The following is a 12,552-nucleotide window of genomic DNA, read 5'->3' as shown; positions in this document are numbered from 1 at the left end:
AATAGTGGCATGCATATATTTTCAAGGCTAATAAACATTGTATTGGGTATAGCTTCTATATTATGTTTGTCATACTGTCAAAAGATAACTGATGAAGATATCGGTAATTCTGATCCTGGTGATAATGGTGAGACTAAATTGATAAATGTAAAGACAAGAAGTCTATCTGATTCAGAGATAGTGTTCCCGTTATATGCTTATGTATTCAAAGAAAACGGCGATTTTCACTCTTATCTGAAGATTAACTCTGTTGCTGATTCAATTCAGTTTAATCTTGGGAAAAGCAGCTACAAGATTGTCACTATTTCCGGATGCGGAGAAGAGTACTCAATACTTGAAAAACCATCTATGAAAGAACTTATTAAGTTTAAGAATGAATCGCTTAAACACTCTAAGAAATCTATGATGATGGGGATTACAAATATAACCGTTGACAAGAAGAATATAAATGTGGAACTCTCAATGACATATTGTGTCTCATCTCTTGAGGTAGCGCTTAGTGGAATTCCTTTGAATACTAAAAAGGTCAGATTTTCTATTTCACCACTTTATAATGCAATAAACTATAATGGAGAGTACCAAAAGAGTAATAATGGTGATGAACTTAGTTTAGATTGTTATCTTGGTATTGATGGAATATGGAAAGCAGGACCCGTATATATATTTCCTGGGTGCAGTGATAATACCACCTTCAAAATATCAATAGAGAAAGAAAGTTCGCTTAGTAACTATTCATATATATTCAAAGGATCACCAAAGGCATCTCAACCATTTATAGTAAAAGGAAGTTTTGTAGGCGAAGTGACCATAAATGGTAATATAATTACAAAGGGATGGGAAGATCCGTTATTGGCTGAATTCGATTTTAGTTCATCATCAGGCAATGCAACAGAAGAAGGCGATAATAAGGATGACAACAATGATGATGATGCTCCGCAAAAGGGTGAGATTTGGAATGGCTGCATTGTTGCAAATGCTCAGTCAGTAGAGAGTGGTACAGAGCTACTTCTTTTATCCCTCAAAGAGTGGGAATGTACATATCCTGAAGCAGATGATATAATAAGCTCCTACTCTATCAATGGAATAACAGGATGGTCACTTCCTACCTGGGAGCAGGCTACATACCTGAAGAAGACCTTCAATGGGGACAAACTTGATGAACTGAACGATAAGATTGAAGCGGCAAATGGTTACCCTATATTTGATGATTCTGATACAAGATTCCTCTGCTTGAATAAGGACAATATTATAAGTTCATTTAGATTCACAGAGAGTTCAGACATAAAGAAGACCAGCGATGAGTCAAGGATATTTTATCTAAGACTTGTTAAAGCTTACACCTTTAAAAAATAAAAAATTTATCTTTCATTATAGAAAAAGTGGAAATCACCCGGACCGTATGTGATATATAGCCGGGTGATATTTTTATTATCTATGTTTAAAATCTATTATTCATATAGATAGAACATTCGTTCCATAAGTCTCCATTTTTCCGAAGAGGTTGCTCCAGGTTCACATTTCTGGAATTCCGCTACTACACTTTCCCACTCCTGTTGCCTTGGAAGAGTGGCCAGTTTTCCCATTGCCTCATCCCAGTTGAAGTCAAGAGGAGTCTCAACAATCATGAATAGTCTACTTCCTATGATGTATATCTCCATCTCAAGTATTCCTACCTGACGTATACCGGCACGAATCTCTTTCCATGAAGCTTCACTGCTGTGTAAATACTTATATCTCTCTATAAGTTCCGGATTCTCTTTCAGATCAAGAGTCTGACAATATCTTTTTACTGGTTCACTATAGCTCTTTACTCTATAACCATCCTCTTTCATAATATATATTTTAAAATTAGCTCCTACTTATCTGTAATCCTGTAGGTGACAATGACATATCTACAAACCTTGCAGAACCATTTATCTGTCTTGCGAAAGTATATTTTTTATTCGTACTGCCGCTTCAGGGTCTTTTGCTATCATGTATAGATAGCCTCCACCTCCAGCACCTGGCAACTTATATCCATGACATAAATCTTTTATTTTCTCAGTAATCATGTTTACAGAGTCAGGATTTGTCCCTGAGTCAAGAAGCTTGTTCTGTTCCCAAGTCTTTCCTATCAGTTGTCCCATCTGAACAAAATCACCCCGAACTATAGAATCGTATAGGTCGAGAGCATGCTCTTTCATCTCAGCAAGCAGTGAAAGATGTTCATGAGAGTTCAGGAACATACTCCTAACTATCTCTGCCAATATACCTTTAGCCGTTCTGGTAATTCCTGTATAATAAAGAATATGACAACTTCTGTACTCAGCATCTGTAAAGAGAGATTCAGGAAGCCAACGAACCATAGGAGTCTGTATTATACCGGGATTTGTCTGCAATAGCTTAACCCCATGCAATACACCTCCATACTGGTCTTGCCATCCTCCACCAGTAGTAAGCAGCTGTTCCAGGACAAGTGTCCTATTGCATATCTCATTCTTATCCCAATTCAGCCCACAGAAGTCGGATACCGCACCTAACACTGTAGAAGCAAGTATAGAACTTGTACCAAGTCCTGAACCTGCAGGAATAGCAGAGAGAAGAGTGATCTCAATACCTGATCCAAAAGCCTTCAACTGTTCTTCCAAAGTGATATACCTCTCAGCAGAGAAATCATTATGAAATCCTGCAAGAACCAGTGCCGCTTTGGGGATAGAGAATGGTGAGCCTATCTTCTTGAATTCTGACAGTTCTTTATAAGACGTAACTACCTCCATAGCCCCCATATCTATAGAACGCAAAATAATCTTATACTCTTTAGATGGCTTTACATATACCTGCAAAGGTGGTTGCCCGTTTAGTTCAATAGCCAGGTTGACTACATTTCCACCTTCATAGAGACTATATGGCGGAGTATCTGTCCATCCTCCAGCCAAGTCTATCCTGACCGGGCTTCTTCCCCAAACGATCTGGTCACAGAAAACAGATAGTTGAGGCGACTGTTTCTTTGAAAGAGCTGACTCAACAAGACTCTCCCTCATAAGTCCGAAAGCTCTCTCTTCATATTTTTCAAAAGGTCTGCCATTACGTCTCTCAACCTCAGCCCTAAACATGCTATCACCTATCTTTCTCATAAGTGATGCACTCTCAGGAAGAGCTTTTGGCAAATCTATATTGTTCCTTGCAAAGTTCCTTGCCGCATCTTTCAAATCCAACTGATAAAAAACACTGCTATCATAATTTGCCGATAGAGATTCCCAGTTCTCTTTTCTGAAAGAGTCTCTCTGGCTGTATAATCTTTTTATATTGGCTATTGAGGATATTGTATCTGCCGAAATCTTCTTTGACTTCATCCAGATATTCAAGCCTTCACTGTTTTCAGGCTCAGATATCATCCACTTCAATACCTTCTCTATGTCATCAACAGATTTTACAACTGCAAATATCTCAGACGACTGAATATCCTCATTACCGTTTATCTCATTAGGAGAGATACCACGTGCACTAATCCATTCTGTTACAGAATCACCCAAAAAGATTGTGTTATCATAGGCCAAAGAACCACGGAAAGGATCATTAAAGCCATATGGACGCACTACATATTCATCTTCTCCAATAGGTACAATATCAACGCAGACTCCCGATGGAATCTCTATATTCCAATCGTTTACCGGAACTCCTGTTATGATATTTTGCTTGTTCAATCTCCATTTCTGAGCTATATAGCTATTCTCAATCCATATCTCTGAGTTGTCGCATGTAAGAGCTCTGTTGACAATAGAGTTCTGTACGAACATTGCAGGATGTGGCTTAACCTTATAGTGCATTATCTCACGCTGATCTCTGACAATGTTCTGTATTGCAAGAGTTGAGGAGATCAATTCACGACTTGTCCCGAAATGATAGAACTCTCCACCATCAAGAGGTAATATTGCTACTGAGAGTGAGCTCAACTCATCATCCTCTATTTTTGGCCTATTTCCTAGTGCCAATCCGAACTCAGAGTACATATCATAGTAAGATATAGCACCATTTTTCTTTGAGCGTTTCATTAGCAGGCTCACAGCTTTGTCACTTAGTAGCCATATTCCAATATCCATCAAGAATAGGTGGCTTTTCATAAGCTCTGCCAGAGTCTCTACCGAAGGTTTCTGAATCATATACTCCAACTCATCTGGTTTTTCTCTTGACGATACAAATACACCATGGTTCTTTGCAAGCATAGGGTCAGCCCATAGTCCATAACAAACCACATCTGCCGATGGAATGTTCTGTAAGGGTTTATCAGTGCGTATATACACATCACCACTTGCAATAAGCGTATGAAGGCTCACCGGAGCCTTCTTCATAATTTTGTTGTATAGGGGAAGTTGCAGCTGTAGTAAATTCTGATCAAGCCTTTGCCCTTTAGCCCATCTGAAAACAGGAATAGGAGTAAGAATTTTTCCAGAAGGTGCATATCCAGGCAAACGACGGCTCTGTCCACCTGCGTGAAGTAATATTCTTTTCTCTTTTCCTAACCATTCATCTATAGTTATTCCGCTTCTTTCATGTTCGAAACACTCCTCAAGCAGAAAAGTAGTTCCACCTCCAGAACCAAGTTTACTGTTTATAGGATCAGATGTACAGAACCATTCATCAGGATTAACCCGCTCTATTTCAGAGAAATATTTCACCAAATTGGGAGGTAAAGAAAGAAGCCTTTTCATATATAGATTTTTAATTACAAATCCTTTATCACATATCCATACAAATATAATCTCTTTTTTAGGAATTTCAATGAAGCAATATTAAATCAGGAATATTTGAGCAGAAAGCAAACAGAAGTTCATCGCGCGTACAATAATATGCGGCGATTTAATTGCACTTTTTTGCTTTTTTCATAAGTATAATCTATTTTTGTTAGATAATTATTAACATAATCTATTTTCGTGATGAAAGATTTTATCAAATACACTTTTGCAACAGTAACAGGTATTGTACTTTCAGTTGTTGTTTTCACTATTTTGAGCATTATTACAATTTCTGGAATTATAGCATCATCTGATACAGAGACCAAGGTTAAGAGCAATTCAATATTTGTTCTTGATTTTAACGGAGAACTACTTGAACGTTCAGAGGATAATCCTCTTGAAGAGCTCATTTACGGAGAAGGATCTGGCACTTATGGTCTAGATGATGTCCTTTCATCAATAAAGAAGGCTAAGGAAAACAGTGACATAAAAGGTATTTATCTTTGCCCTACCTCGCTATCTACCTCTTTCGCATCACTTGAAGAGATAAGAAATGCGCTGTTAGACTTTAAGAAAAGCAAGAAGTTCATAGTAGCTTATGCCGACCAATACTCACAAGGTATGTATTACTTGTCAAGTGTTGCCGACAAAATAATAGTAAATCCACAAGGAACTATCTCATGGCATGGACTTGCATCTGAGCCTATCTTCTACAAAGATTTGCTTAGCAAATTAGGTGTAGAGATGCAGGTTTTCAAAGTTGGTACATACAAATCAGCCGTTGAACCTTTCACAAGCACATCAATGAGTGATGCTAACCGTGAACAGGTTACTGCATATATCAACTCTATATGGGGAAAACTCCTATCTGATATATCAAAATCAAGAAAGATATCTGTAGATTCACTCAATGCCTATGCAGACAAGAACATGGATTTCCAGCAAGCTAAAGAGTATATTAAATGCAAACTTGCTGATGATCTTATGTATAAAGATGGTGCACTGTCATACCTAAAAAAACTTACCGATTGCAAAGAGGATGATAATTTGAATACACTATATCTATCGGATATGGTTAATGTCAAAAAGAATGTTCCAAAAGATAAGAGTGGAAATGTAATAGCTGTATATTATGCTTATGGAGATATTGTTGATGAAACACCTGAAACCTCTTCAAATTACATAGATTCAAAAAAGGTTACATCCGACCTTCGCAAGCTAACTAATGATGATGATGTAAAAGCAGTTGTGTTGAGAGTAAATTCTCCTGGAGGTAGCGCTTATGCTTCCGAGCAGATTTGGCATGAAGTTGTAGCATGAAGGAGAAAAAGCCTGTTGTTGTATCTATGGGTGACTATGCTGCATCGGGTGGATATTATATCTCTTGTGGAGCATCATATATTATAGCTGACCCAATGACACTTACAGGCTCTATAGGTATATTCGGAATGTTCCCTAACATGGAAGGATTGCTGACAGACAAACTTGGTCTACATTTCGATGTTGTGAAAACCAATAAGTTCGCTGACATGGGAACAATCTCAAGACCATTCAACAACGAAGAGAAAGATGCATTTCAGAGTTATATAAACAACGGCTATAGCCTGTTTGTAAAGAGATGTGCCGATGGAAGAAAGATGCCTGTTCAAGATATAGAAAAGATTGCTCAAGGCAGAGTATGGACAGGAGCTATGGCTAAGAACATAGGACTTGTTGATGAACTTGGAGGTATTGACAAAGCTATCAATAAAGCAGCTTCACTTGCAAAGATAAAGAGCTATACAACACTGAGTTATCCGGAGAAAACTGATTGGTTTACCTCTCTGCTCAGTGACAGTAAGGACTCATATATTGATGGAAAATTAAAATCATCATTTGCAGAATATTACAATGGATTGAAGTTTATCGAATACCTAAAAGATGCTGATAATATCCAGGCTAGACTACCTTTTGAATTGAACATAAAATAGATTAATGGAAAAAAGTCCCAACAAGATAAATTTATTACTTTACCCGATTTCACTTATTTATGGAGTCGGTGTATGGTTACGTAATAAATTTTTCGACTGGGGACTATTAGAGGAAAGATCTTTTAATGCTCCTATTATATCAATAGGAAATATTACAGTAGGCGGTACGGGTAAGACTCCTCATACTGAGTATCTTATAAGATTATTACAGAAGAGATACAAGGTGGCTGTTCTTAGCCGAGGCTACAAGAGAAAATCAAAAGGGTTTGTTCTTGCAGGTGATGATACTGATGTCTCTAAGATTGGAGATGAGCCGTATCAGATGAAGAAGAAGTTCCCAAATGTACATGTAGCAGTGGACAGTGACAGATGCCATGGTATTGAGATGCTTTTCAGCAATTTCACTACTGCAGATACTGAGGTGATTTTATTAGATGATGCCTATCAGCATAGATATGTAAAACCGGGAATAAATATCCTGCTTGTCGACTACAACAGAATGTTATGCGATGATGCACTTCTTCCTGCAGGAAGGATGCGCGAACGTGAACGTAATAAGTCGAGGGCAAACATGGTTATCATAACCAAGTGTCCCGAAGATATCACTCCATTTGAGATTAATGTAGTAAGGAAGAAGATGGACCTGTTCAACTATCAGGAACTCTACCTCACAACACTTTCATACGGGAAACTATACAGTCTTGCTCATGAGGATGGAGAATATCCCCTAACCAAAATTAAGAGTGATGTACATATTCTTGTCGTAACCGGCATAGCCTCAGCATATAAGCTCATCGATGATCTTAAAGAGTATAGTGATAACATACATCACATATCTTTCGGTGACCATCATGACTTTAGCAAAGAGGATATTAAATCTATCAGAGATCAGTTTGAACAATTACCTGATAGAAAACGTATGATTATAACAACAGAGAAGGATGCAGCGAAGCTATCTTCACATCCAGCTCTTGATGATTACCTTAAGCAATATATTTATGTATTGCCTATAGAGGTGAAATTCCTATCAGACCAAGAAAAAATGTTTAATTATAATATAAACGAATATGTTAGAAAAAATCCAAGAAACAGCAGCCTTTCTTAGTGAAAGAATGCACACAAATCCGGAGACAGCCATTATCCTTGGCACCGGATTAGGAAGTCTTGTACACGAAATTACTGAAAAATACGAAATCAACTATAAAGATATACCTAACTTCCCTGTATCAACAGTAGAGGGACATTCAGGTAAGTTAATCTTTGGAAAGCTTGGCAATAAAGATATTATGGCGATGCAAGGAAGATTTCACTTTTATGAAGGATACAGCATGAAGGAGGTTACATTCCCTGTACGTGTAATGCGTGAACTTGGAATAAAGACTCTCTTTGTATCTAATGCTTCAGGTGGTACAAACCCAACATTTGATGTAGGTGACTTGATGATTATCACCGACCATATCAACTTCTTTCCTGAACATCCATTGAGAGGAAAGAACATTGAATATGGTCCACGTTTCCCTGATATGAGCCATGCTTACTCAAAAGAGCTTATCCAAAAAGCTATGGAGATAGCAAAAGAGAAGAATATAAAGGTTCAGCATGGTGTTTACCTTGGTACTCAGGGTCCAACATTCGAGACTCCTTCAGAATATAAGATGTTCCATACTCTTGGTGCTGATGCTGTTGGTATGTCAACAGTACCTGAAGTTATAGTAGCCAACCATTGCGGTATCAAAGTATTCGGAATATCAGTAATCACAGATCTTGGTGTAATAGGTAAGATTGTTGAGGTTTCTCACGAAGAGGTGCAGAAAGCAGCAGATGCAGCACAGCCTAAGATGACTGAGATTATGCGAGAATTAATTAATAGAGCATAATATATGCAACAGACAAACAGAACTGAAATAGCAACACTTGGTGAATTTGGTCTTATCGACCATCTGACTAAAGATATAAAGCCTCAGAATCCTGAGACAGTCTATGGAATTGGTGATGATGCTGCTGTTTTGGAATATAACAATAAAGAGGTTCTTGTTACAACCGACCTTCTTATGGAGGGTGTTCATTTCGACCTGATATATACACCGCTGAAACACCTTGGCTATAAATCTGCCATAGTGAACTTCTCGGATATCTATGCCATGAATGGTACTCCTAAACAGATTACAGTTTCTCTGGCTATATCCAAGCGTTTCAGCGTGGAGGACATAGAACAGTTCTTCGACGGAGTTAAGATGGCTTGTCAGATACATAATGTAGATATAGTTGGTGGCGACACCACATCATCTATGACCGGACTTGCTATCAGCATCACCTGCATTGGTAGCGGCGACAAGGATAAGATTGTATACAGAAACCAGGCACAGCCTACCGATCTTATCTGTGTAAGTGGAGATTTGGGAGCTGCATATATGGGTCTGCAACTTCTTGAGAGAGAGAAAGCAGTCTTCGAAGATGCCGATGAAGTCAACCCCGACTTTTCAGGCAAAGAGTATATACTCGAACGTCAGCTAAAGCCTGAGGCAAGAAGAGATATTATAGAAGATCTTGATAAGGCAGGTATCAAACCTACTGCAATGATGGACATCTCAGATGGTCTCTCTTCAGAGCTTATGCACATATGCAAGCAGAGCAATACAGGTTGTAGAATTTATGAGGATAGAATCCCTATAGATTATCAGACTGCAGTAATGGCTGAAGAGCTTAATATGAACGTTACCACATGTGCCCTTAACGGAGGAGAAGATTATGAACTTCTCTTCACAGCACCACTCACCTACCACGAGAAATTGGAAGGGATGAAAGGCATTAAGATTATCGGCCATATTACTAAGCCGGAACTTGGACTTGGCATAGTAACACGTGATGGCAATGAGATGGAACTTAAAGCTCAAGGTTGGAATCCACTGCAAGAGAAAAAATAGCATAACAAAAAGCATTGATTCATCCCAATAAATCGTTTGAATCGATGCTTTTTTCATTTAACTATTTGGAAATATCAAAACTTTGACTACCTTTGCAACCGCTAAACAAATGGTGCCATAGCTCAGTTGGTAGAGCAAAGGACTGAAAATCCTTGTGTCCCCGGTTCGATTCCTGGTGGCACCACTTCTAAAAGAATTTAAATTTATAAAATCCCTGAAATTCTTATTTCAGGGATTTTTTATTTACCTTAATCCGTACATATTTGGGCTCAGTCATTATGGATCACTATATATCCGTTTGGGGTTGGGAAGAGTTAACGGTTTTAGTCATTTTCACAAATGAAAGCACATTGCAATTTGCCTATTATCCTATGCAAGAATCGGAAATTCTTTATAGAACCTAAGCAGGGATATGGTTTCTACCCTTAGTCTTTTACGAACGAACTTCTTCATATCCTCATCCATTAGTTCACCCAAACCATTCAGAATACCTCTGTCGCTCATACTTTCAAGATGGTCGATACATTTCTGTATGTAGTCAGCAAGTGGCATTTCCATACGGGTTTCAACAATCTCTTTGTTTATCGGTGTTTGTTTCTGCATGAAGAACCAACTATCAAAGATATCACGATTCGTTAATTCTCCCCTGTCAAGTAAAGCGCAGAGTTTATGAGCGAACATATCAGGAGCAACCATTACCTGCATATTGATGCCAAGCAAGTTTTTTCTTTCGTAATGGTTATCCCACTGCCGGTTGGATATTTCTATTTTCAATTTCCGTTCGCCAACACCATAATCCAGTACGATAATCGGGCCATAGAACTTCATTGCTTCGTCGAATATCTTGCCATATTTCAACAAAATTTTTCGCACCTTTTCATACACCGTTTTTTCTTTTGCTAAGTCGAGTAGGTTAAAATCCAAATCGACCGAAAAACGGGGCAAATCATAAAAAAACATCAATGCCGTCCCACCTTTGAAACCGAGGTTATTTGCTAACTCAATATCAGAAAAAATGTCTTTTAGTATCTGCGTCAGAAAAAATTTATGTCTGTTGATGTTAACCATTTGTAAGCAGTTTATTAACCCTTGCTGTAAGCGTTTTGGAATTATATATAGGTAAAAGTTTAGTTATTAAATTCTTATCAAGAGGATTTAGGTTGTCGAAATAGTATGTTGCATCCAAATACAAGATATCTAAAAAGGCACGTTCTGGTGTGGCAATATTTACATTACCGATTTGATTGATACCCTGCGTGACGATAAGAATCTCACCCTTGATTTTTCTATAACCATAAGTGCAACCTTCTATATCTACACTACGGCTCAAATAGCTCACTATAGTTATCCGTTCGTCATATTGGAAAACAACTCCGGCTTTTTGCAACACATATTCCAACGAAATATAAGATGGAGTATATAGCGTACAAGCCAATTCTTGTGGGTTGTAGTTGGGTTTAACATATATACCTTTACGCGGACGGAGTAGCTTTCCTTTGCGGACATAGTAATTCAACCGTTCATTCAACCTCTTAAAATCGCTCTCTCCTATAAGCATAGCAATGTCCTTCAACGAGAATACGCTCCTTGAATCACTATAAACCGACAAAACAAAATCACTATTTCGAGAACTATTCATTGGATTATTTTCAATGTTCAGTTTACAAAACTAATGAAGAATTTTGATATAGCAAATTATATTACTTCGTTTTTGTAATGAACTCTTTTTATTGCACAATAAATGGAAATAATTAACTATTATCTTGAATTTTAATTTGTTGGCATTCTAAAGGATTGCAATAATGAAGACAAGAAATAATGACAACAATTAAATAACTTCTATCAAAATCATACACTATAAACGAAAATAAGTACAACTTTATGCACTCCCACATGTATAACTTTGTTCAAAACTTAAAATTGAGAAAAGATGGATTTTTTAGAACTAGTGAAAAAACGTAGATCAATAATACAATTTGAATCTAAAGAGGTAGAACAAGGAAAATTGTTATAGTCTATAATCTGCACTTTATTGTGTCAGAATAATTATTCAGCTTTCTGGAAACGAGAAGCTTATATTTCATATAACTTTGACAAAAATAATATTATACAATTATGAGTAAGTATAAGCTATATCAAGTTGATGCATTTACGGATAAGTTGTTTATGGGTAATCCGGCAGCCGTATGCCCACTCAGTAAATGGATAGATGAAAAAATAATGCAAAAAATAGCAATGGAAAATAACCTTGCTGAGACTGCATTCATTGTTAAAAGAGATGAGCAATACGAAATAAGATGGTTCACTCCAAAGGTTGAAGTAGATTTATGCGGACATGCAACTTTGGCCTCAGCTTTTGTTCTATTCAACTATGAAAATCATCAAGGTGATTGTATTGAATTTTTCTCCCCCAGAAGTGGTGCACTGAATGTACGTAGAGATGATAAGGACTTAACACTCGATTTCCCTATCGATGAATATTATAATATTACTATTTCAGAAGATATAATAAGTTGCTTTGATAAAAAACCTATTGAGGCATATAAAGGAAAAACTGATTATATGTTGGTCTTCGAAAATGAAGCAGATATTATCAATATAAAACCGCAATTCGAATTTATTACTAAGTTGAAAGGACGAGGTGTTATTATTACTGCAAAAGGAGAGAACATAGATTTTGTTTCAAGGTTCTTTGCTCCTCAATCAGGAATAATCGAAGATCCTGTAACAGGCTCAGCACATACTACCTTGACTCCATATTGGACTAAAAAATTAAATAAGGAGAATCTATCTGCTGTACAACTATCAGAACGTAAAGGATATTTGCAATGCAAATTATCTGGAGATAGGGTAGAAATAAGTGGACAGGCTAGACTATATCTTAAAGGCGACATCAATATTGAATAGAAAACTATAAATTTCGTTTTTTTAGTAGCAACACATAAA

8 protein-coding genes, 1 tRNA gene and 2 pseudogenes are annotated in these 12,552 nt (G+C 37.2%); 7 read left to right on the top strand and 4 right to left on the bottom strand.

Going from position 1 to position 12,552, the window contains the following annotated elements; translation table 11 throughout:
* The first annotated feature begins 9 nt into the window (after positions 1 to 9).
* Positions 10 to 1,353, top strand: a complete 1,344-nt coding sequence (locus tag JCM15092_RS01785) for a FimB/Mfa2 family fimbrial subunit (protein ID WP_024993159.1) — start codon at positions 10 to 12, stop codon at positions 1,351 to 1,353.
* A gap of 95 nt (positions 1,354 to 1,448) precedes the next feature.
* Here JCM15092_RS01785 and JCM15092_RS01780 read toward each other — a convergent pair whose 3' ends face one another.
* Positions 1,449 to 1,832 carry an L-rhamnose mutarotase gene (locus JCM15092_RS01780; protein WP_024993158.1) on the bottom strand — a complete coding sequence of 128 codons (384 nt, stop codon included), beginning with the start codon at positions 1,830 to 1,832 and terminating at the stop codon, positions 1,449 to 1,451.
* A 16-nt stretch (positions 1,833 to 1,848) separates the two neighbouring features.
* A pseudogene (locus JCM15092_RS14605) lies at positions 1,849 to 4,688 on the bottom strand (bifunctional fucokinase/fucose-1-phosphate guanylyltransferase).
* A 225-nt stretch (positions 4,689 to 4,913) separates the two neighbouring features.
* On the opposite strand from JCM15092_RS14605, the pseudogene sppA reads away from it, so the two are divergent.
* The 5 genes and pseudogenes from sppA to JCM15092_RS01750 all read left to right on the top strand — a co-directional run bounded on the left by sppA (position 4,914) and on the right by JCM15092_RS01750 (position 9,790).
* A pseudogene (gene sppA / locus JCM15092_RS14600) lies at positions 4,914 to 6,682 on the top strand (signal peptide peptidase SppA).
* Positions 6,683 to 6,686: 4 nt separating this feature from the next.
* A complete protein-coding gene (lpxK, locus tag JCM15092_RS01765; RefSeq protein ID WP_024993157.1) occupies positions 6,687 to 7,787 on the top strand; it encodes a tetraacyldisaccharide 4'-kinase in 1,101 nt (366 codons plus the stop codon).
* Positions 7,750 to 8,559, top strand: coding sequence for a purine-nucleoside phosphorylase (locus JCM15092_RS01760; RefSeq protein ID WP_024993156.1), 810 nt, complete (start codon positions 7,750 to 7,752; stop codon positions 8,557 to 8,559). The genes lpxK and JCM15092_RS01760 overlap by 38 nt, the downstream gene beginning before the upstream one ends.
* A gap of 3 nt (positions 8,560 to 8,562) precedes the next feature.
* A complete protein-coding gene (gene thiL / locus JCM15092_RS01755) occupies positions 8,563 to 9,606 on the top strand; it encodes a thiamine-phosphate kinase (RefSeq protein ID WP_024993155.1) in 1,044 nt (347 codons plus the stop codon).
* Between the two features lie 111 nt (positions 9,607 to 9,717).
* A tRNA-Phe gene (locus JCM15092_RS01750) sits at positions 9,718 to 9,790 on the top strand.
* A 185-nt stretch (positions 9,791 to 9,975) separates the two neighbouring features.
* On the opposite strand, the gene JCM15092_RS01745 is transcribed toward JCM15092_RS01750, so the two are convergent.
* Positions 9,976 to 10,674 (bottom strand): nucleotidyl transferase AbiEii/AbiGii toxin family protein, encoded by a 699-nt coding sequence (locus tag JCM15092_RS01745; RefSeq protein WP_024993154.1) that lies wholly within the window; start codon positions 10,672 to 10,674, stop codon positions 9,976 to 9,978.
* Positions 10,667 to 11,245 (bottom strand): type IV toxin-antitoxin system AbiEi family antitoxin domain-containing protein, encoded by a 579-nt coding sequence (locus tag JCM15092_RS01740; protein WP_024993153.1) that lies wholly within the window; start codon positions 11,243 to 11,245, stop codon positions 10,667 to 10,669. Before JCM15092_RS01740 ends, JCM15092_RS01745 begins: the two co-directional genes overlap by 8 nt.
* Before the next feature lie 476 nt (positions 11,246 to 11,721).
* Between JCM15092_RS01740 and JCM15092_RS01730 the strand changes: the two genes are divergently transcribed.
* Positions 11,722 to 12,513 (top strand): PhzF family phenazine biosynthesis protein, encoded by a 792-nt coding sequence (locus JCM15092_RS01730; protein WP_024993152.1) that lies wholly within the window; start codon positions 11,722 to 11,724, stop codon positions 12,511 to 12,513.
* The last annotated feature ends 39 nt before the right edge of the window (positions 12,514 to 12,552 follow it).

The organism is Phocaeicola paurosaccharolyticus JCM 15092, from assembly GCF_000613805.1.
Taxonomy (GTDB): Bacteria; Bacteroidota; Bacteroidia; order Bacteroidales; family Bacteroidaceae; genus Phocaeicola; species Phocaeicola paurosaccharolyticus.
Note: the sequence above shows the minus strand (reverse complement) of the source record. Positions and strands in the feature narration are given on the sequence as shown.

Excerpts from the sequence above, each read along its gene's own strand:
- JCM15092_RS01785 (WP_024993159.1), top strand. The coding sequence starts at position 10 with ATGCATATATTTTCAAGGCTAATAAACATTGTATTGGGTATAGCTTCT.
- JCM15092_RS01745 (WP_024993154.1), bottom strand. The coding sequence starts at position 10,674 with ATGGTTAACATCAACAGACATAAATTTTTTCTGACGCAGATACTAAAA.
- thiL (WP_024993155.1), top strand. The coding sequence starts at position 8,563 with ATGCAACAGACAAACAGAACTGAAATAGCAACACTTGGTGAATTTGGT.
- JCM15092_RS01780 (WP_024993158.1), bottom strand. The coding sequence starts at position 1,832 with ATGAAAGAGGATGGTTATAGAGTAAAGAGCTATAGTGAACCAGTAAAA.
- JCM15092_RS01730 (WP_024993152.1), top strand. The coding sequence starts at position 11,722 with ATGAGTAAGTATAAGCTATATCAAGTTGATGCATTTACGGATAAGTTG.
- JCM15092_RS01760 (WP_024993156.1), top strand. The coding sequence starts at position 7,750 with ATGTTAGAAAAAATCCAAGAAACAGCAGCCTTTCTTAGTGAAAGAATG.
- JCM15092_RS01740 (WP_024993153.1), bottom strand. The coding sequence starts at position 11,245 with ATGAATAGTTCTCGAAATAGTGATTTTGTTTTGTCGGTTTATAGTGAT.
- lpxK (WP_024993157.1), top strand. The coding sequence starts at position 6,687 with ATGGAAAAAAGTCCCAACAAGATAAATTTATTACTTTACCCGATTTCA.